The organism is Phenylobacterium sp., from assembly GCF_036677185.1.
Lineage (GTDB): Bacteria > Pseudomonadota > Alphaproteobacteria > Caulobacterales > Caulobacteraceae > Phenylobacterium.
This window is the reverse complement of sequence record NZ_JAKFEN010000028.1, coordinates 39878-60070: the sequence shown is the minus strand read 5'-3', so window position 1 is coordinate 60070 and position 20193 is coordinate 39878. Positions and strand designations below refer to the sequence as shown.

Below are 20193 nucleotides of genomic sequence, written 5' to 3'. Positions count from 1 at the left end.
AAACGTTGATGCCTCGCGCGCCGAAAGCGAAAGTCGCCGACGACCGGTCCGCCGCGGCCGTGGCGTTCGACGTTCGCACGGCGATCACCCTCGGCCGGCGCGGCAGGTTCGACCGGATCGGATTCGCGGCTGCTTACGCGCTGATTTCCCTCCACGTTTTGCCCTGGATGGTCTCGGCGGCCTGGATCGCGGCGATCGGCGCCTGGGAGCTGGTGGCGCAGCCCCTGATCGAGCCCTTCCTGACCCGGATGCGGGAGGATCGCGCAGCGGTCGGCCTGGCGGCCGTCAATTTCGTGGGCGCCTGCCTATTCCAGACCCTGACGGTGCTGTGGCTGGCCGACGGGTCGCCGGTGGGCGTCGCCTTGGCCGCGACCTGGATTGGCGGGTCGGTCCTGACCACCTTCGTCCATTTCAGCGCCAACCGGACGCTGCTGCTGGCGACCATATCGCCGGCGCTGATGGCCGCGGCGCTCGGCCCGGCCCTGGCGTTTGGCCTGGCCTGGCCATCCTTCCTCATTCCGACGCTCATTGGACTGGCGGCGTTGGCGGCGCGGCGCTTCTCGCTGGATCATGGCGCGGTCCTGAACGAACTCACCAATCGCCAGATCGAGTTCGTCGATCTCGAGCGCAAACTCTCGATCGCCGTCGAGTCCTCGGGCGACGGCTTTTTCGAGATTGACGTCGGCAGCGGCCGGCTCCACCCCAGCCCCGCCTGGTTGGCCATGCTCGACTATGCCCCCGGCGAGATCGAGACGCCGATCGCCGACTGGCGCGTCTTCGTCCATCCCGACGACCTGCCGATGCTGGGCGAACAATATGCGGCGCATTTTCAGGACCGAACGCCGCACACCACCTCGGAACTCCGGATGCGCTGCAAGGACGGCGGCTACAAGTGGGTGCTCTCACGCGGTCGGCTGGTGTCGCGGACACCGGACGGCCAGCCCCTGCGGGTGGTCGGCACCACCATCGACATCTCCGAGCGCAAGGCGCTGGAGCACCAGCTCGAGGCCGCCCGCGACCTCGCCGAGAGCGCCAACCACGCCAAAAGCGTCTTTGTCGCCAATATGAGCCACGAGATCCGCACGCCGCTCAACGGGGTGATCGGCATCGCCGGCGCCCTCGCGCGGACCGAGCTTTCGCCAGGCCAGCGCGAGATGGTAGCCCTGGTGCAGTCCTCAGGCCAGATGCTGGAGCGGATGCTTTCCGACATCCTCGACCAGGCCAAGATCGAGGCGGGCAATTTCCAGCTTCAGGTCGCGCCCTTCGACCTGCGCCAGGAGATCGAGGTGGCCGCGGAGCTGATGCGCGCCCGCGCCGACGAGAAGGGCTTGGAATTCCATGTCGCCTATGACGAGGCCGCCCAGGGCGTCTTCGAGGGCGACGCCGTGCGGATCAAGCAGGTCATTTCGAACCTCGCCTCCAACGCCATCAAATTCACCCCGGCGGGCGCCGTCGCCGTCAAGGTCGAAGCCATCGATCCTTTCCAGCCCGGGGAACCGACGATCATCCGCATCGAGGTGGTCGATTCCGGGATCGGTTTCGACGCCGAGGCCGCCAACCGCCTGTTCAGCCGGTTCGTCCAGGCCGACGGTTCGATCTCGCGGAAGTTCGGCGGCACGGGTCTGGGCCTGGCCATCTGCAAGGCGCTGACCGAACTAATGCAGGGCCAGATCTCCGCGCGTTCGGAACCCGGCGCTGGCAGCGTGTTCACCGTGGATCTGCCGCTCCGGCGGACCGTGACGCTCGCCGAATACGGGCGGCGACAGATCGCCGGGGTCGCGACGGATGAGCCGGCGAGCCCCTCCCCCCCGGATATGGGGAACATCCGGATCCTGCTGGCCGAAGACCATCCCACCAACCAGCGCGTCGTCCAGCTCATCCTGGCGCCCACCGGCATCGACCTGACCATCGTCGGCAACGGCCAGGAAGCCGTCGACATCTTCCAGCCGGGCTTGTTCGACCTGATCCTTATGGACATGCAGATGCCGGTGATGGACGGGCTGGCGGCCACGCGGACGATCCGGCGACGCGAAGCCGCGGCGGGCTATGCGCCCACGCCGATCGCCATGTTCTCCGCCAACGCCATGGACGAGCACCTGGCCCTGGCCGTCGAGGCCGGCGCCAATCATCACATCTCCAAGCCGATCACGCCCGAGCGCCTGCTTGCCGGCATCGAGCTCGCGCTAAGCCAGGACGCGTCCGAAGAACTAGGCGCGCCGAGACGCACTTCGGCCGGCTAGGTTGGGGGGCCTCAGTCTCTTGGCAGCGTGAATCGAATGGGAATCTTCACCGTCCCTCCTGAGACCGGCGCACCGTCGCGCGTCATGGGCCGCATCTTGAAGAGCCTCGTCATGCGCAAGGCGGCCGCGCCGAACTCCTGATCGTCCGGGACCTCGGAGGCCACCGTGCAGCCCTCCAGGGCGCCCTTGGCGGTCACTGTGCAACTCAACGTCACCCGTCCCTCCACGCTCATGCGCAACGCCCGATCGGGATAGTAGCGGGCGAAATCCTCCCCGCTGGGCCGGCGCAGCCAATCGGGGTTCTGGATCACGGCCGGGCGCGGTGGCGCGACCACCGGCGTCGGCGGCAACGGCTCGACAATGCGGGGCGGGGCGGGCTGCTCCACCCGGCGCTCAACCGGCGGGACGGGAAGCGGCGGAATCGTCGGCGGCAGATCGACCACGGCGGCGGGCGGGCGGGGCTGCAGTTTCGGCGGCGGCGGCGGGGGGGTGTTCGGGGGCGGCGGAGGCGGCGGCGGCGGTGGAGGTGGCGGTACGGGCTTGACCAGTTCCACGCTGGTCACATCGTCGGCGTATTCTCTGTAGTTCGGCTCGAACTTCGCCTTCCACACATAGACGCCGATGATGGCGTGGACCGACAGCGACGCGAGGACGGCCAGCCAAGGGCCTTGGCGACGGCGCCTTGCCCGCGGCCTGGGCGGGTCGCGCGCTCCCCGGACCAGAACGCGCCGCAGGACGCGGCCGACCTCGCTGTCCAGGCCATGGGCGGCGTGCGCGAGTGCGGTGGAAGACGGCATGGCGACCACTCCCGCCGACCGCCTCCGGTTCAACTCACGGCGACCGGCCACCCTTCAGATGGGAAACACGGCGACGTGCATGAAGGGCGTGTCGGGAAATATTCGATCCGAGGCGCGTGGCGGGTCGTTGGCAAGTCGCAGAATCCGGAACCGAGTCCAAGCGAAACCGTTGAACAAAAGCCAGGCGCGGCTGCGTCTACGCGCGGCCTCCGCCGGTCATCGTATGGAGGTCGCCATGAGGGCGATAAATCTACACCTACCGCATCTGCATATTCCACGCGTCGGACGTCCCTTGACGCCGCACCGCGCGGCCGATGCGCACGTCAAGACTCGCGGCATACCGACTCTTGGCAATGCCTGGGCCCTGGTGCTGGCCGCCATCGTCGCGATCGCGGTGCTGATTGGCCTCTGGCTGTCAGGCAATGTCCCGATGTCGGCGGCCGAAATTCCGCAGCTCTGACGAGCTGTTGCGCGAGCCTAGGCTGGGTCTCGACGGGTGCGTCGGTCAGAGTGCGCGGGCGCGGCGCAGGCCTTCTGGGTTTTCCACCTGGGCGCGGCGCTCGTTGATCGCCATCGCCGCGGCGATCCGCTCGGCTTCGCCGTCGTCGAGATCGACGGTGTAGGAGACGAAATCTTCGGGAACGGGCGAAGCGAGCACTGAACTGACGTCGATCATCGGATTCGGCATCGATGGTTCCTCGCGGCAGGCCACCCCTTGCGGGTTAATCAAGTGTTACGACAATCCCGCGACAGTCAAAGGGTCAAGCTCGGGATTCGTCGCATGATCACAGGCTGTTGAGCGGGATTTGGGCGCTGCACCATCCGCGAGGCTGGCGCGCCAAGAGCGACCCGGATCGCGATTTTCAGACGCCGCCAGGCGAAAAATCGCCTCCCGCGGTCCGAGAAACGTATTGGCCGAGACCCGGATAAGGACTTACCATCGATAACGAACGTCGCGCCGCAATTGGCTGGATTTGCTCCATTGGAGCTCGTCTTCGCGGTTGCGGGAGAACGGCGTCGGGGAGAGGGAGTGGTTTGTGCAGCGCACCAGTACCGAGGGTCCCGACTACTTCCACAAGGTTGTCGATTGTCAGTGGGCCTGTCCTGCCCATACGCCGGTTCCCGAATATATCCGTCTGATCGCCGAAGGCCGATATTCCGACGCCTACATGGTCAACTGGAAGTCCAACGTCTTCCCGGGGATCCTGGGACGGACCTGCGACCGCCCGTGCGAGCCGGCCTGCCGCCGCGGCCGGGTGGAGGACGAACCCGTCGCCATCTGCCGCCTCAAGCGCGTGGCCGCCGACAACAAGGATGACATCACCGGCCGCCTGCCCCCGCCCGCCGCCGCCTCCAACGGCAAGCGGATCGCCCTGATCGGCGCTGGCCCCGCCTCGCTGACCGTGGCGCGCGACCTGGCGCCCCTGGGCTACGAGCTGGTGCTCTATGACGGCGACACCAAGGCCGGCGGCATGATCCGCAGCCAGATCCCCCGCTTCCGCCTTCCCGAGTCCGTCATCGACGAAGAGGTGGGCTACATCACCGGCCTCGGCATGGAGATGCGGCTGGGCTCCTATGTCGACAGCCTCAAGTCGGTGCTCGACGAGGGCTATGACGCGGTCTTTGTCGGCTCGGGCGCTCCCCGCGGCCGCGACCTGGACCTGCCGGGCCGCCGCGAGGTCTCCGGCCACATCCACATCGGCATCGACTGGCTCTCCAGCGTCTCCTTCGGCCACATCGAGAAGATCGGCCGCCGCGTGATCGTGCTGGGCGGCGGCAACACGGCCATGGACTGCTGCCGCACCTCGCGCCGCCTGGGCGGCGAGGACGTCAAGGTCATCGTCCGCTCCGGGTTCGAGGAGATGAAGGCCTCGCCCTGGGAGAAGGAAGACGCCATTCATGAGGACATCCCGATCCTCAACTTCCTGGTCCCCAAGGCCTTCACCCACGAAGACGGTCGCCTGACCGGCGTCACCTTCGAGAAGGTCGAGCCGCGGCTGGACGAGCGGGGCCGCCGCAGCCTGGTCCCCACTGGCGAGCCCGACCAGCATTTCGAGTGCGACGACGTCCTGATCGCCGTGGGCCAGGAGAACGCCTTTCCCTGGATGGAGCGCGACATCGGCCTGGTCTTCAACGAATGGGGCATGCCCCAGGTCGACCCGGTGACCTTCCAGTCCACCCATCCGAAGGTCTTCTTCGGCGGCGACGCGGCCTTCGGGCCCAAGAACATCATCTGGGCCGTGGCCCAGGGCCACGACGCGGCCATCTCCATCGACAAGTTCTGCAAGGGCCAGGACCTCGCCGAGCGCCCGCCGCCAGGCTTCTCCATGGCCAGCCAGAAGATGGGCATCCACGAGTGGAGCTACGACAACGACATCGCCAACGACCTCCGCTACCGGGTGCCGCTGCGCGACAAGGCCGTGGCGCTCAAGGACGTGAAGGTCGAGGTCGAGCTCGGCTTCGATCGTGAGATGGCCTATCGCGAGGCCCAGCGTTGCCTCAACTGCGACATCCAGACGGTGTTCTCCGAGCCCGCCTGCATCGAGTGCGACGCCTGCGCCGACATCTGCCCTGTGGACTGCATCACCTTCACCGAGAACGGCGACGAGGAGGACCTGCGCGGCCGTCTCAACGCCCCGGCGCTCAATACCGAACAGGCCATCCTGGTCTCCGGCGATCTCAAGACCGGCCGGGTGATGGTCAAGGACGAGGACGTCTGCCTGCATTGCGGCCTCTGCGCCGAACGCTGCCCCACTGGGGCCTGGGACATGCAGAAGTTCCTCCTGGATATGACCCATGCGGGGGGGACATGCCGCTAGAGGCCGTCAACGACTTCGTCGTCAAATTCGCCAACGTCAACGGATCGGGGTCGGCGAGCGCCAACGGCATGTTCGCCAAGTCGATCCTGCGGATGGGCGTGCCCGTGGCGGCGCGCAACATCTTCCCGTCCAACATCCAGGGCCTGCCCACCTGGTTCGAGGTGCGGGTCACCGGGGCGGGCCACCTGGGGCGGCGCGGCGGGGTGGACCTGATGGTCGCCATGAACCCGCAGACCTGGGACCGCGACATCGCCGAGATCGAGCCGGGCGGCTACCTGTTCTACGATTCCACCAAGCCCCTGCCCCGCGAGAAGTTCCGCGACGACATCAATGTGGTGGGCGTGCCCCTGACCGCCATCTGTAACGCCGCCTACCAGCTTCCGCGCGAGCGGCAGCTGTTCAAGAACATCATCTATGTCGGGGCCTTGGCCGCCCTTCTTGGCATCGAGCTTGAGGTCCTGGAGACCCTGCTGTCCGAGCAGTTCGCGGGCAAGGAACGGCTGATCGCCGCCAATGTCGCGGCGCTCAAGATGGGCCGGGACCATGTGAGCGAGAACCTCCAGCCCCTCGGCCTCAAGGTCGCCCGCGCGGACAGCGTCGGCGACCGCATCTTCGTCGAGGGCAACATGGCCGCGGCCCTGGGCGCGGTCTATGGCGGCGCCACCGTCTGCGCCTGGTATCCGATCACCCCCTCGACCTCGCTCGCCGAGGCCTTCACCGGCTTCTGCGAGGATTACCGGACCGATCCGGACAGCGGCAAGGCGCGCTACGCCATCGTCCAGGCCGAAGACGAGATCGCCTCCATCGGCGTGGTGGTGGGCGCCGGCTGGAACGGCGCGCGCGCCTTCACCGCCACCTCGGGGCCCGGAGTCTCGCTGATGACCGAGTTCATCGGCCTGTCCTATTTCGCCGAGATCCCGGCGGTGATCTTCGACGTCCAGCGCGGCGGGCCGTCCACCGGCATGCCCACCCGGACGCAACAGGCTGACCTGCTGGCCAGCGCCTATGCCGGCCACGGCGACACCAAGCACCCCATGCTGCTGCCCGCCGATCCGGGCGAAAGCTTCGAGATGGCGGCGCTCGCCTTCGATCTCGCCGACCGGCTGCAGACCACGATCTTCGTCATGCTCGACCTCGACATCGGCATGAACGAGTGGCTGACCAAGCCCTTCGAATGGGACCCCGAGCGCAAGCTCGACCGCGGCAAGGTGATGACCTACGAGGACCTGGAGGCCGGCAAGGAGTTCGGCCGCTACCTCGACGTCGACGGCGATGGCGTCCCGTACCGCACCTATCCGGGCGTGCACCCCACCAAGGGCGGCTATTTCACCCGCGGCACCTCGCGCAATCCCTATGCCCGCTACAGCGAAGAGGGCGCGGTCTATGTCGACAACATGGAGCGCCTGCTGCGCAAGTTCGACACGGCCAAGGCCCTGGTCCCGGCCCCGATCGCCCGCCCTGCCAAGCGCGCCACCCGCGAGGGGGTGATCTATTTCGGCTCCAGCACCCCCTCCATGCACGAGGCGCTGGAAACCCTGGAAACCCAGGGTCTGCACCTGGACGCCCTGCGCGTGCGCGGCTTCCCCTTCGCCGACGAGGTGTTCGACTTCATCGCCGCCCACGACCGGGTGTTCGTGGTCGAACAGAACCGCGACGCCCAGCTACGCACCCTGCTGGTCAACGAGGGCGACGTCGCCCCGGCCAAGCTGGTCCCTGTGCTGAACTATGACGGCTCGCCGATCACCGCCCGCTTCATCGCCGGCGCCATCGGCGATCTGATGACCGCTTCCGGGCGGGTGCGTGCGCCAGAGGCCGCCGAATGACCTACATCACCAAGCCCCAGCTGCATCACCCCAAGCTCGCGGCCAACAGCCTGGGCTACACCCGGCGCGACTATGAGGGCTCGGTCTCGACGCTTTGCGCCGGCTGCGGGCATGACTCGATCTCGGCGGCCATCATCCAGGCCTGCTACGAGCTGGAGCTGCCGCCGCACCGGATCGCCAAGCTCTCCGGCATCGGTTGCTCATCCAAGACCCCGGACTATTTCCTGGGCAATTCCCACGGCTTCAACACCGTCCACGGCCGCATGCCCTCGGTGCTCACCGGCGCCAACCTGGCCAATCGCGACTTGATCTATCTGGGCGTCTCGGGCGACGGCGACTCAGCCTCCATCGGCCTGGGCCAGTTCGCCCATTCCATCCGCCGCGGCGTGAACATGCTCTATATCGTGGAGAACAACGGGGTGTACGGCCTGACCAAGGGCCAGTTCTCCGCCACCTCCGACAAGGGCTCGAAGTCCAAGAAGGGCGTGGTCAACCACGACGCCGGCATCGACCTGGTCATGCTGGCCCTGCAGATGGGCGCCACCTTCGTCGCCCGCTCCTTCTCCGGCGACAAGGCCCAGCTGGTGCCGCTGATCAAGGCGGCGCTGGCCCACAAGGGCGCGGCCTTCATCGACTGCATCAGCCCCTGCGTACAGTTCAACAACCACGTGGGCTCGACCAAGAGCTACGACTATGTCCGCGAGCACAACGAGGCGGTGAACCGCCTGGACGTCGTCGTCCCGCGCGACGAGATCCAGGTCGACTACGCTCCCGGCACGACCGTCCCGGTCACCCAGCACGACGGCTCGATCCTGCAGCTTCATAAGCTGGCCCAGCACTACGACCCCAGCGACCGGGTCGGCGCCCTGGCCTATCTCCAGGCCCGCCAGGCCCTGGGCGAGATCGTCACCGGCCTGCTGTTCATCGACCCCGAAGCCCGCGACCTGCACGAGAACCTCGACACGGTGGATGTTCCCTTGAACAGCCTGAACGAAGCCGAACTGGCGCCCGGCGTGGACGTGCTCGCCAAGTTGAACGCCTCGCTGCGGTAGGCGGCAGACCAGCCGGCCTGACCTCAAGCCCGCTCATCCCGGCGCAGGCCGGGACCCAGATTCAGCCGCCGCGCTTCGGATCAGACACCTAGCCCTTCGCCCTACGACCTGGGTCCCGGCCTGCGCCGGGATGAGCGGTAGGTGAGCTGATCCGGCCCCTACGAATGAAACGCTCGGCGTCCCGCATGGGCCACGTGGAACTCGCCGCTCACCGACAGCACGATCCAGTCGCCGGGCTGGGCGACGGTCCAGCCCTCGGGCGTGCAGACCTGGACGGAGCCGGCCTCGGTCATGGCCTGGGCGTCCTCCCCCAACCACATCCACAGCGTCCGCCAGTTCTTCACGTCATGCGGCGGCGGCACGCGCAACGCCGCGCCGTGGTCGAAGCGAACGGGTTCGGCGGAATGGACTAACCTCATCCCGCGCATACCGGGCTGCTTCGGTGACTAGAAACTTAATGCGACTCGCTCCGCCTCGAGTTCCTCCCCCAGCGCGCAGCGCGATTTGGGTGAGGTGGATCGTCGCCTCTTCGCGACGAGACGGAGGGGGATCGGACCCTCCACAAGAGTCAAAGTCCCCCTCACCCGGCCATTCGGCCGGGAGCTCCCCCAGAGGGGGAACACCTCCTGGTCTCAGTCCACGCGTCGCAAGACCCTACTCCGCACGCAGCGCGTCGGCCGGGCGCTTGGCCAGGGCCTGCAGCGAGGCCAGCAGTCCGCCCAATCCCGCCAGCAGGGCCGCGCCGCCCACCAGGGCCGCCACCCCGCCCCAATCGATGGCCCAGTCGGCCTTGAACACCAGGGTCACCACCGGCCAGGCGGCGATCACGCCCAGGCCGACGCCGGTCACCCCGGCGATCAGGCCCACCGCGCCGTATTCCAGAACATAGGCGGCGAGGATCTGCAGCCGCGAGGCGCCCAGCACCTTGAGGATGGTGGCTTCCCGCGCCCGGGCCTGGGCGCGGGCGGCGATGGCCCCGGTCAGGACCAGCAGCCCCGCCAGGGCGGCCACGCCGGCCGCGCCGCGGATGGCGAGCGCCAGGCGGTCGAACAGGTCGGTGGCGGCCTCCAGCTGTTCGCGCACCGAGATCACGTTCACTTCCGGGAAGGCGGCGCCGAGCGCGCGTCCTACGCGGGCCTCCTGCGCCCGGCTGGCCTTGGCGATGGCCACATGGCGCAGCTCCGCGCCTTCCAGGGCCGAGGGGTTCAGCATCAGGGGGAAGCTCGCCCCGAACCCGCCCACATCGACCTCGCGCAGCACGGCCACCTTGGCCTCGATCTCGCGGCCCAGCACCGACAGGGTCACCAGGTTGCCGACTTTCAGCCGGCCGGCCCGGGCGGCGTCGACCTCCATGGCCAGCAGCGGCGGGCCGGCATAGTCGGCCGGCCACCAGCGCCCCTCGACGATCTTGGCGTTCTTGGGTTCCGCCCCGATGGCCGACAGCGAGATGTCGTTGTCATAGGCCCAGCGCTCCTGCTCGTTGATGGCGTTGCGGTTCACTGGCATGCCGCCCAGCCGGATGATCCGTCCGGTGAGGAACGGCGCGCGCAGATAGGTCTCAGGCGTCAGGGGGGCGGCGAAGGCGGCGGCCACCGCCGCATCGAACTCCGCGGCCCGCGCGCCGGGAATCTCGGTGAACACCAGGGCCGGCGCGGTGCGCGGCGCGACCTCGGCCACCTGGCGCAGCAGGCTGGACTGGATCAGCACCACCGCCGACAGCAGGGCCACCCCCAAGCCGATGGCGGGCGCGGCGGTGCGCGCCGCCGAGCGTGGTCCCGCCAGATTGGCCAGGCCCATCCGCACGGACCCTCGCGTCCGCCCCCGCAGCCGCCCAGCCAGCCAGGCCGCGCCCAGCCCCAGGCTCCACAGCAGGGCGAACGACACCGCCACCCCGCCGATCATCCCGGCCGCCGCCAGGGGCGTCGGCGCGGTGATCACCGACAGCGCCGCCAGCGCCAGGGCCGCGACGCCCGCCCCCACGGTCTCCACGCTCAGCTTCAGCCGCCCCCCGACGTCGCGGCGAAACAGGCTGGCCGGTGGGGTCACCCGCGCCCGAGCCAGCGGCGCCAGGGAGAAGGCCGCCGCCGATAGCAGGCCGAAGGCCGCGGCCTTCAGCAACGGGACCGGATAGATGTCGAACAGGGCCGGGACCGGGATGTCGTCGGGGACCAGCCCGCCCAGGACGAAAGGCGCCGCGGCCCCGACCGCCAGGCCGATGGCCACGCCCAGCAGGGCCAGGACCCCGATCTGGATCAGGTAGAGGTCGCGGATGAACGGCCCCTCGGCCCCCAGCGCCTTCAGCACGGCGATCGACGGCTTGCGGGCCTCAAGGAAGGCGGTCACGGCGCCGAACACCCCCAGGCCGCCGGCCACCAGGGAGGCCAGGCCGATGAAGCCCAGGAAATATTCCAACTGGTCGATCAGCCAGCGGATCCCCGGGGCGGCGTCCTCGCGGTCGCGAATGCGGATGGACTTGTCGCTCAACGCCTTGCGCAGGGCCTGGCGCGCGGCCCTCAGGTCCGTGGCTGGCGGCAGGGCCACGCGCGCAGTCTCGGCGAAGGTCAGGCCTGGCTCCAGGAACCCGCCCGCCGCCACCGCCTGGCGGCGGACCAGCACCCGCGGGCCCAGCGCGAAGCCGCGCGACAGCCGGTCGGGTTCCTCCAACAGGACGTCGCGGACCACCACCGGCATCTCGCCGACCAGGATCTGGTCGCCGATCTTTAGGCCCAGGCGCTCCAACAGGGCGCGCTCCACCGCCGCGCCGGCGACCCCGTCGCGGATGGCCAGGGCCCGGGCAAGGGGCTGGCCGGTTTCCAGGGTCACCTTGCCTGAGAGCGGATAGGCCTCGCTCACCCCGCGCAGCTCGACCAGGCGGCGCTCGCCGGACGCGGTCTGGGCCATGGCCCGTGTCCCCACCGCCCAGGAGGTCGCGCCGGCGGCCTCGATGGCTTTGCGCTCGGTGTCGGTGAACTGGCGCTGCTCCAGGGAGACAGCCATGTCGCCGCCCAGGATCTCGCGCGCCTGGACAGCCAGGCCGGTGCGGAAGGCCTCGGCGGTCGATCCCGCCGCGGCGATAGCCGCCACGCCGAGCGCCAGGCAGGCCAGGAAGATGCGGAACCCCTTCACCCCCGAGCGCAGCTCGCGGGCGGCGAACCGCCAGGCCAGGAACCTCACAGCGCCACGCGCCCGTCGGCCAGCCGCACCCGGCGGTCGGCGCGGGCGGCCAGGGCTTCGTCGTGGGTCACCAGGACCAGGGCGGCCCCCTCCTCCGCCACCAGCCCGAACAGCAGGTCGGCCACATGAGCGGCGTTGACCCCGTCCAGATTGCCCGTGGGTTCGTCGGCGAACAGCAGGGCCGGCCGCGGCGCCAGCGCTCGGGCCAGCGCCACCCGCTGCTGTTCGCCGCCGGAGAGTTGGTGCGGATAGTGCTTCAGGCGCGCCGAGAGCCCGACCCGGTCCAGCCAGCCCTTCGCCACGGCCTCGGCGTCGGCCGTCCCAGCGATCTCCATGGGGGCGGCGACATTCTCGAGCGCCGTCATGTTGGGCAGCAGGTGGAAGGCCTGGAACACCAGGCTGACCCGGCCCCGCCGCAGGCGGGCGCGGCCGTCCTCGTCCAGCTTCGAGAGTTCGCGGCCGAACAGGGTGACCCAGCCGGAAGTCGGCCGCTCCAGGCCGGCGGCGACGGCGATCAGCGAGGACTTGCCCGAGCCCGACGGCCCGGTGACCGCCACCCGCTCCTTTTCGGCCACGGAAAAGCTCAGGTCGCGCAGGATATCCACCGGACCTGCCGCCGACGGCAGGGTGAGGCAGACGTTCGAGAGGACGAGCGGCGGACCAGCGTCGGACAAGGGGACCTCTGAAGCGATGGCGGCTTGGCAAGCGAAGCCTTAGATAGGGCAGGAGAATGGCCGACACACCCACAAGCCTGACGACCCGCCGCGCCTTGATCGCAGCGGTGACCTTGACCCTGCCCGGCGCGGCCCTGGCGGCGCCACGGCGTGTGGTCACGCTGCTGGGCGACTCCATCACCGCCGGCTACGGCCTGCCTGCGCGGGCCGCCCTCCCCGCCCGGTTGCAGGCCGAGCTCGACCGGCTGGGCGCGAGCGCCCTGGTGCGCGGCGCGGGCGTCTCGGGCGACACCACGGCCGGCGGCCTCGCCCGGCTGGATTTCAGCGTCCAGAAGGACACGAGCGTCTGCGTGGTGGCGCTGGGCGGCAACGATCTGCTGCAGGGTCAGGATCCCAAGCGGACCAAGGCCAATCTTGACCGCATCGTCGCTCGGCTGCGGGCGCGGAAGATCGCGGTGGTGGTGGCGGGCCTGAAACCCCCGGCGGTGATCGGCCGTGCCTACGCCCGCGAGTTCGAAGCGGTGTTCGCCGCCGTGGCCCGGACCCATGGGGCGGCCCTCTATCCCAACCTCCTGGCCGGCGTCGCCCAGACCCCGACCCTCAACCAGCGCGACGGCTTCCACCCCAACGCCCAGGGCGTCCAGGTCATCGCCCGCGGCCTGGCGCCGGTGGTCGCCAGAGCGCTCTCGGGTCAGCGCTAATCCCATACCCTCGCTCGTCATGGCCGGGCGTAAGTCCCGGCCATCCATGGTCTCCGAGCCAGCGGATCGATCTTCGAACGCGGTGTTCATGGGTCCCCGACACGCGCGTCGCGCGGTCGAGGATGACGAACCTTCGAGCGGGGCCGAACCTAGTTCGCCTCGTGCAGCTCGCCTGCCCCGGAGATGTCGGTGTCGAGCTGGGCGGGCTTGGTGAGCAGGGTCACCTCCGAGGCGCCCGAGATGTCCAGCCTGGCCGCGGTCTTGGGGGCGAGAGACGTCTCGGCGCTGCCGGAACTGTCGAGCGCCGCCTCCTCGGCCTCGAGCCCTGAGAGATCCAGTTCCGAGGACCCCGACACATCGATGGCGAGCTTGCGGGTCACGCCGCGGACCGTCACCTCGGTGGATCCGGAGGCGTCGATCGCCAGGCTGTCCTGCTTGTAGGCCTCGACCACCAGTTCGCTGTCGCCGCCGATGCGGAACTTGCGGACATCTGGCGCCGCGATGGTGATCTTCAGCCGGCGGCCGGAATAGTGGGTCCCGTCGGTCCCCAGGCGTCCGTTCTCCAGCACCACCCGCTCGACGGCGCGCTTGGGGCCGGTGATGACAACCTTGCCCGGGCCCGGCGCCTGGGTGAACTGCACGTCGGCTGGGACGTCGATCTCCAGCTCCGAGCCACCGGTCCAGGCGATCTCGCGAGTGACGGTGGAACTGGACTCGCCGGCGTCGATATCGAAGTCGACGTCACGATCGACATGGTCCCAGTCGATGTCGCTCCAGTGATTGATCCAATGCCAGTTGCGGGCGGCGAGGTCGGGCCCGCCGATGGCCGCGGCGCTGGAGAGCGCCACCACGCCGACGAAGAACCCGGTGATGGCGATGAGGACGAGGACGCGGATCATGGAGCTCACCCTTGCACTTGAGGTTCGATGGCCGGCTTCAGCAGCCGGTAGTGGAGACGCCCATACCAGACCAGGGCGTTGACGAAGGCGATCACGATCAGGGTCAGCACGGCGCCGGCGGAGCTCGCCAGGGCCATTAGGCCGATGCCGCCCAGCAGGGCGGTCGCCGTCCCGCCCGGGGGCTGGAAGAAGGGGCCCACCGCGAAGACGACGCCGCCGGCGAAGAACACCGCGATGACCGCGATGATCAGCCCGAACAGGGTCCCGGCCACCGCCATCAGGATCGGCAGCAGGATCAGCAGGTCGATGGCGCCCAGGCCCAGAACGGCGAAGATCGCGCCGGCCGCGGCCGAGGGATTGCGCTGCTCTTCCCACTTCTTGAGGCCGACCTCGGCGCGCAGCTCGCGCGCCAGCCGAGCGGGATCGCCCAGGGCGGCGGCCACCTCCTCCTCGGAGCGGCCGGCGGCCAGCCCCTCGTCGAAGTGCGCCTCATAGTCGGCGATGGCGTCGGCGATGGCCTGCGGCGGCATCCCCGAGAGGCCCAGCCGCAACCGGTCGATAAAGGCCTGCCGGGTCATTTCGTGTCTCCCAGGATGGCCTCGACGGCGCGGGAAAACGCCGCCCATTCCGCCTTCTGGGCCGTGAAGCTCTGCTTCCCGGCCTCGGTCAGCTTGTAATACTTGCGTGGCGGACCGGAAGAGCTCTCCACCAGATAGGTGTCGACCAGCCCGTCGGTCTGCATCCTTCGCATCAACGGATAGATGGTGCCTTCCCCCATATCGATCCCCTCGGCCAAACGGCTCGCGATCTCATAGGCGTAGCTGTCCTGTCGGGAGAGCAGCGCGAGCACGCAGAGCTCGAGCACCCCCTTCTTCAGCTGGACTTGAACGGCTTCCGCCACGACGCGCACCTCCACTTCGAGCTAACGTGTATCGCACGGTAGTGATCGGTGCAAGGTAGCGTGCATTACAAGTTAGTAAGCTCCGCCCGTTGCGAATGGCGACGGTTTGTCGATAGTCGAAAACATGCTTCGTCTATTCACTTTCTGTATGGCCGCCCTGTCGATTTCGGCGCCCGCCCAGGCCGCCGACTGGCGGGCCCTGGACCCCGCCGAGACCCTGGTCATCGAGACCTCCAAGGGAACGATCCTGGTGGAGATGCGGCCCGACCTGGCGCCCAAGGCCGTGGAGCGGATCAAGCTGCTGGCCCGGGAGGGGGTCTATGACGGCCTGCTGTTCCACCGGGTGATCGAGAACTTCGTCGACCAGACCGGCAATCCGAACAACAGGGACGGCGGGGTCTCCAAGCACCCCGACCTGGCGCCGGAGTTCACCTTCCGCATCAAGACCGGCGATCCCCATGTCATCGTCCGCGACACCAGCGACGCGGTTGAGGGCTTCGTCGGATCGACCCCCTTCATCGGCGCCCAGGACCTATTGGATACGAACCCGCTCGGCCGCCGCGCGAGCGGCGCCTACTGCCCCGGCGTCGCCGGCATGGGGCGGCAGGAAGCCATCACCACCGCCAACAGCGAGATCTTCTTCATGCGCCAGGCCAGTCGCCGGCTGGACGGCGACTACACGGTCTGGGGCCGGGCGGTGAAAGGCCTCGAGGTGATCCGCGCCATGGCGGTCGGCGAGCCGCCGGCTGAGCCTGACCGGATGATCCGCGTCCGGGTCGCCGCAGACATCCCGGCCATTGAACGGCCCAAGGCCGAGGTGCTGGACGAGCGCGGGCCGGCCTTCAAGGCCCTGGTCGCTAAGGTCCGCGCCGCCAAGGGCGCCGACTTCACCGTTTGCGACATCGAGATCCCCGCCCGCTGAGAGACCGCCTAACGATCCGCGCGGGATTTCTGGCGCGCGGGACTCGGAGGCTGCCGCTATAGCCAGGCTCCAAGCAGAGGAGCCGACACATGGTCGCCTGGACGGATTGGATCGCTTTCGGATTGATCGCTTTGGGCATGGCCATGACCCCCGGCCCCAACATGATCTATCTGATCTCGCGCTCCATCAGCCAGGGCCGCCGCGCGGGGTTCATGTCCCTGGCCGGGGTGGCGGCGGGCTTCATCTTCTACATGGTCTCGGCGGTGGTCGGCCTGACCGCGATCGTCATGGCGGTGCCGATCGCCTACGACGTGCTGCGGATCACTGGCGCGTGCTACCTGGCCTGGCTGGCCTGGCAGGCGCTGAAGCCCGGGGCGGCCTCCCCCTTCGCGGTGCGCGAGCTGGAGCCGCACGGCGACGCCCGGCTCGTCGCCATGGGCCTGTTCACCAACCTGCTGAACCCCAAGGCCGCTGTGCTCTACCTGTCCCTGCTGCCGCAGTTCATGCACCCGGAGCGCGGCGACATCCTGGCCCAGGGGATGATCCTGGGCGCCACCCAGATCGCCGCCAGCCTCGCCTGCAACAGCGTGATGATCCTGGCCGCCGGCTCGGTGGCCAAGTTCCTCGCGACCCGGCCGACCTGGGCCATGGTTCAGCGCTGGCTGATGGGCACGGTGCTGGGCGCCCTGGCGGTGCGGATGGCGCTCGACTCGCGCCGCTAGGCCAGAGCGGGCTTCACCTGCCGGCGGATCATGATCGAGGCGACGGCGGCGACCAGGGCCGCGGCGCCGGCCAGGACGAAGGCTTCCAGATAGCGGCCCTGCGAGGCGCGCAGCACCCCGGCCATCACCGCCGCGGTGGCCGCGCCCGCCTGGTGTCCAGCGGCGATCCAGCCGAACACGATGGGCCCGTCCCGGTCGCCGAACGCCTCGGTGGCCAGGCGCACGGTGGGCGGCACGGTGGCGATCCAGTCCAGGCCGTAGAACACCGCGAAGATCCCCAGGGCCACGATGGAGAAGTCCGTATAGGGCAGGACCATCAGGGAGAGGCCGCGCAGACCGTAATAGACGAACAGCAGCTTGCGCGGGTCATAGCGGTCGGTAAGCCAACCCGACAGGGTGGTGCCCACCAGGTCGAACAGCCCCATCAGGGCCAGCAGGGTCGCCGCCCGCGTCTCAGGCAGGCCCTGGTCGGCGCACATGGCGATCATGTGCACCCCCACCAGGCCGTTGGTGGTCAGGCCGCAGACGAAGAAGCCGGCGAACAGCAGCCAGAAGGTCCGGGTCCGCGCCGCGCGGAACAGGGCGCCGAAGGCCACGGCCAGGGCGCCGCGCGCCGCCGGCGGCGGGATGGGGACATAGTCGTCGGAGGCGCCAAAGGGCTTCTGGCCGATCGCCTGCGGGCTCTCGGGCAGGAGCAGCCAGACGATGGGCGCCAGCAGCGCCATGACCCCGGCGATGATCAGCACCACCGGCCGCCAGCCGCCCTGCTCGGCCACCATCGCCATGCCCGGCAGGAAGATCAGCGAGCCGGTCGCCGTCGAGGCGGTCAGCAGACCCATCATCAGGCCGCGCCGCTCCACGAACCAGCGGTTGACCACCGTGGCCCCCAGCACCATGGCCACGGCCCCGGAGCCGAGGCCCGCCATCACGCCCCAGGTCGCCACATACTGCCAGGGCTCGGTCATCAGGGCCGAGAGGCCGGTCGAAACCGCCATCAGCAGCAGGGCCAGCGCCACCGTGCGCCGGATCCCGAAGGACTGCATCAGGGCCGCGGCGAAGGGGCCGGTCAGGCCGTAAAGGAAGATGCCCACCGCCGCCGCGGCTGAGACTGTGCCGCGGTCCCACCCGAAGGCTCGCTCCAGCGGCAGCATCAGCACGCCGGGCGCGGCCCGCAGACCGGCTGCGGCCATGAGGGCCATGAATACGGCGCCGGCGGCGACGAAGGCATAGTTCCGCCCGAACGGGCGTGGAATCGGGCGGGTCATGCCCGCGACCCTAGTTGGGGCCGCACGATCCGTTCAATCAGACTTCCTGCAACCGGTCGCAGATTGCCTCGTTGCGCCTAGCCGCCGGCGGCCAGATCCACCAGGCCCAGATCGACCTGATCGTCGAGGCTTTGTGAGAACAGCACCGTGCCGTCCGGCGCCAGGCCCACCGAGCCGCAGCAGTTCGGCGTGTCGCCCAGCTTGCGCGGCGGCCCGCTCCAGGGATGCAGCCAGATGCTGGATGGCGCGGCCCGTTGGCCGCGCAGCACCACGACGCCGTCGGTCCCGACCGCCCATTCGTCATAGCCGCCGATCTCGACCGGCGGGACCGGCCGGCCGGGCGACAGGGCGCGGACCACGGACTCTCCGACCCTCTGGCCGTACAGCCGCCCGTCGGGTCCGCCGCGCAGCACCTGCCAGCCGCCGCCGCCCGGCACGGCTCGCGGATGGGCGCCGGGCGTCAGGGCGATCTGCATCACCCGATATCCCGCCGCCGTGCGCTCCAGATAGTAGAGGCTGGACCCATCGGCGGAGAACTCGGGATAGAGCTTGTCCAGGCCATCCCAGGTCATGTCGCGCAGGCGTGAACCGTCGCGCGCCACGGTGTAGAGGTCCGAGCGGCGCCCCTTCACGGCGATGAAGGCGATGGTGCGCCCGTCGGGCGACCAGGCCGGCGCGCTCACATAGCTGCCGACGATGGAGGTCAGGCGGACCGATCGGCCGTCGGGATGGGTCACCCAGATCTCCGAGGAGCCGCTGCGGTCCGAGGCGTAGGCCACCGCCCCGTCAGGCGCGCCGTCCGGGTCCCAGTCGAAGCCGCTGTCGTTGGTCAGTGGCCGCGTCACCCCGCCTGGCCCCAGCGCCGCGAGGTTGGTCCGGCCGCGCGGGATCTCCACCGCCAGGCGGTTGTTGCGGTCGGCCGACATACGGCTGAAGCTGATCTGGCCGAGGCCCAGGCTCACCTGGCGCGGGGGGCCGTCGATCCGGGTGTCGACCGTCCAGAGGCCGAACTCGCCGCCCCGGTTCGAGGAATAGAAGATGTGCCGCCCGTCGGCCGACCAGACATAGCCCGCCGCCTTCCAGCCATCGGTGGTCAGCGCGCGCTCCCTGCCGGTGCGCAGGTCCAGCAGGAACAGGTCGTCGGCGCCGTGCATCAGGCTGCGGCGGAACACCACGTGGCGACCGTCGGGCGAGGCCATGGGGTCGCTGTCGCCCAGGGTCGAGGGTGAAGGCGCGGTCAGGTCGCGCACCGCGCCGGTCTCGATATCCACCGAGCGGATCCGCCAGATGGAGGCCGCGTCCGGCCGGTCGCCGATCACCAGGGTCGCATCGTCCAGCCAGCTTACCCGCGTGTAGCTGGCCGACTGGCAGCGGGCGACGATGCGTTCCGGGCCGAGCGGAATCGGTGTCACCACCAGACTGCACGTCCCTTCGAGCGGGGTGCGGACGAAGGCGATGCGATCACCCTTGGGCGACCAGACGGCGCTGTGGTCGTCGGCCGGGTCGGTGGTGATCCGCACCGGCGTCCCTTGCCCCACGCTGCGCAGATAGAGGTCGCGGCGCGACACCACGTCGGAACGCTGGGCGTAGACGATCTGGTCGCCGGCCGGCGAGAGGCCAGGATGGGTCTCCAGGCCGCGCTCGGAGGTCAGGGGCCGGAAGGCCTGCGCCGTCCAGGTCACTGGACGCGGCAGGGCGACCAACAGGGCGACGACGGCGACCGCGGCGGCTCCGACGAATCCGGCTGCGATCAGCAGGGTCGGGCGCGAAATCTTCGGCGGCGCAGGCGACGGCGCCTCCGCCGGCTCGGCCGCCGGGGCGACGCGATGTACGCCCGCGCTGGCCTGCAGGCGGTAGCCTATCGTGGGGATCGTATCGACCACGATGCGCCGATTGTCGCCGAGCGCCTTGCGAAGCTGGGCCACGCAGCGGTTGAGCGCGCCCTCGGTGACGATGCGCCCGCCCCAGCAGAGATCGATCAACTCGTCGCGGCTCACCGGCTGGCCGCGCGAGCGGTGCAGCGCCACCAGCACCTTCATCACCCGCGGCTCCAGGGTGACGACCTTGCCGTCGTGCTCGGCTTCCAGGGCGGCCGGACGCACCTGGGTCCCCGCCAGGCTGAACGGCAGTTCTCGCGCCAGGTTGAGCTCCGGCCATCGGATGGCCACGTGTTCGTTCATCGCGAAACCATCACGAATAAATCA

At 69.4% G+C, this 20193-nt stretch carries 18 protein-coding genes; 8 read left to right on the top strand and 10 right to left on the bottom strand.

All coding sequences use genetic code 11. From position 1 onward, the window contains the following. Positions 1-8 precede the first annotated feature (8 nt). The gene (locus V6M51_RS17305; RefSeq protein WP_332769162.1) at positions 9-2240 is read left to right on the top strand and encodes a hybrid sensor histidine kinase/response regulator; all 2232 of its coding nucleotides are present in this window, start codon (positions 9-11) and stop codon (positions 2238-2240) included. Positions 2241-2251: 11 nt separating this feature from the next. Here the strand turns inward: V6M51_RS17305 and V6M51_RS17300 are convergent, their stop codons facing one another. Beyond that, positions 2252-3037: an energy transducer TonB gene (locus tag V6M51_RS17300; protein ID WP_332769160.1), complete on the bottom strand. Its 786-nt coding sequence runs from the start codon at positions 3035-3037 to the stop codon at positions 2252-2254. Between the two features lie 292 nt (positions 3038-3329). On the opposite strand from V6M51_RS17300, the gene V6M51_RS17295 reads away from it, so the two are divergent. Then, positions 3330-3497: a hypothetical protein gene (locus tag V6M51_RS17295; protein ID WP_332769158.1), complete on the top strand. Its 168-nt coding sequence runs from the start codon at positions 3330-3332 to the stop codon at positions 3495-3497. A 45-nt stretch (positions 3498-3542) separates the two neighbouring features. On the opposite strand, the gene V6M51_RS17290 is transcribed toward V6M51_RS17295, so the two are convergent. Further along, positions 3543-3725, bottom strand: a complete 183-nt coding sequence (locus V6M51_RS17290; protein WP_332769157.1) for a hypothetical protein — start codon at positions 3723-3725, stop codon at positions 3543-3545. A gap of 349 nt (positions 3726-4074) precedes the next feature. On the opposite strand from V6M51_RS17290, the gene V6M51_RS17285 reads away from it, so the two are divergent. From V6M51_RS17285 to V6M51_RS17275, 3 genes are read left to right on the top strand one after another with little or no spacing between them, the layout of a single operon-like run. Beyond that, positions 4075-5856, top strand: a complete 1782-nt coding sequence (locus tag V6M51_RS17285; RefSeq protein ID WP_332769156.1) for an FAD-dependent oxidoreductase — start codon at positions 4075-4077, stop codon at positions 5854-5856. Further along, complete coding sequence (locus tag V6M51_RS17280; RefSeq protein WP_332769154.1) at positions 5847-7679, top strand: 2-oxoacid:acceptor oxidoreductase subunit alpha; 1833 nt, start codon at positions 5847-5849, stop codon at positions 7677-7679. The genes V6M51_RS17285 and V6M51_RS17280 overlap by 10 nt, the downstream gene beginning before the upstream one ends. Next, positions 7676-8731, top strand: a complete 1056-nt coding sequence (locus V6M51_RS17275; protein WP_332769153.1) for a 2-oxoacid:ferredoxin oxidoreductase subunit beta — start codon at positions 7676-7678, stop codon at positions 8729-8731. The genes V6M51_RS17280 and V6M51_RS17275 overlap by 4 nt, the downstream gene beginning before the upstream one ends. 158 nt (positions 8732-8889) lie before the next feature. Here V6M51_RS17275 and V6M51_RS17270 read toward each other — a convergent pair whose 3' ends face one another. The 3 genes from V6M51_RS17270 to V6M51_RS17260 all read right to left on the bottom strand — a co-directional run bounded on the left by V6M51_RS17270 (position 8890) and on the right by V6M51_RS17260 (position 12579). After that, on the bottom strand, positions 8890-9150 hold the full coding sequence (locus V6M51_RS17270) for a hypothetical protein (protein ID WP_332769152.1): 261 nt from the start codon (positions 9148-9150) through the stop codon (positions 8890-8892). A gap of 235 nt (positions 9151-9385) precedes the next feature. Next, on the bottom strand, positions 9386-11905 hold the full coding sequence (locus tag V6M51_RS17265) for an ABC transporter permease (protein ID WP_332769150.1): 2520 nt from the start codon (positions 11903-11905) through the stop codon (positions 9386-9388). Further along, positions 11902-12579: an ABC transporter ATP-binding protein gene (locus V6M51_RS17260; RefSeq protein WP_332769148.1), complete on the bottom strand. Its 678-nt coding sequence runs from the start codon at positions 12577-12579 to the stop codon at positions 11902-11904. The genes V6M51_RS17265 and V6M51_RS17260 overlap by 4 nt, the downstream gene beginning before the upstream one ends. A 56-nt stretch (positions 12580-12635) precedes the next feature. Between V6M51_RS17260 and V6M51_RS17255 the strand changes: the two genes are divergently transcribed. Then, entirely contained in the window at positions 12636-13280 is a 645-nt protein-coding gene (locus V6M51_RS17255) for an arylesterase (protein WP_332769147.1), read from the top strand. Positions 13281-13429: 149 nt separating this feature from the next. Here V6M51_RS17255 and V6M51_RS17250 read toward each other — a convergent pair whose 3' ends face one another. Genes V6M51_RS17250 through V6M51_RS17240 form a run of 3 tightly spaced genes read right to left on the bottom strand, consistent with a single transcriptional unit; the run spans position 13430 to position 15080 of the window. Beyond that, a complete protein-coding gene (locus V6M51_RS17250; protein WP_332769146.1) occupies positions 13430-14179 on the bottom strand; it encodes a GIN domain-containing protein in 750 nt (249 codons plus the stop codon). A 5-nt stretch (positions 14180-14184) separates the two neighbouring features. Then, on the bottom strand, positions 14185-14757 hold the full coding sequence (locus V6M51_RS17245; RefSeq protein ID WP_332769144.1) for a DUF1700 domain-containing protein: 573 nt from the start codon (positions 14755-14757) through the stop codon (positions 14185-14187). Then, entirely contained in the window at positions 14754-15080 is a 327-nt protein-coding gene (locus V6M51_RS17240) for a PadR family transcriptional regulator (protein ID WP_332769142.1), read from the bottom strand. Before V6M51_RS17240 ends, V6M51_RS17245 begins: the two co-directional genes overlap by 4 nt. A 124-nt stretch (positions 15081-15204) precedes the next feature. Here V6M51_RS17240 and V6M51_RS17235 point away from each other — a divergent pair, with 124 nt between their 5' ends. Together V6M51_RS17235 and V6M51_RS17230 are read left to right on the top strand one after the other, a co-directional pair. Further along, a complete protein-coding gene (locus tag V6M51_RS17235; protein ID WP_332769140.1) occupies positions 15205-16002 on the top strand; it encodes a peptidylprolyl isomerase in 798 nt (265 codons plus the stop codon). An 89-nt stretch (positions 16003-16091) separates the two neighbouring features. Further along, a complete protein-coding gene (locus tag V6M51_RS17230; protein WP_332769138.1) occupies positions 16092-16724 on the top strand; it encodes a LysE family translocator in 633 nt (210 codons plus the stop codon). Here V6M51_RS17230 and V6M51_RS17225 read toward each other — a convergent pair. Both V6M51_RS17225 and V6M51_RS17220 read right to left on the bottom strand, forming a co-directional pair. Then, positions 16721-17989 (bottom strand): MFS transporter, encoded by a 1269-nt coding sequence (locus V6M51_RS17225; RefSeq protein ID WP_332769136.1) that lies wholly within the window; start codon positions 17987-17989, stop codon positions 16721-16723. The two genes, V6M51_RS17230 and V6M51_RS17225, sit on opposite strands and share 4 nt — an antisense overlap. 77 nt (positions 17990-18066) lie before the next feature. Next, complete coding sequence (locus V6M51_RS17220; RefSeq protein ID WP_332769134.1) at positions 18067-20169, bottom strand: winged helix-turn-helix domain-containing protein; 2103 nt, start codon at positions 20167-20169, stop codon at positions 18067-18069. Positions 20170-20193: the final 24 nt, after the last annotated feature.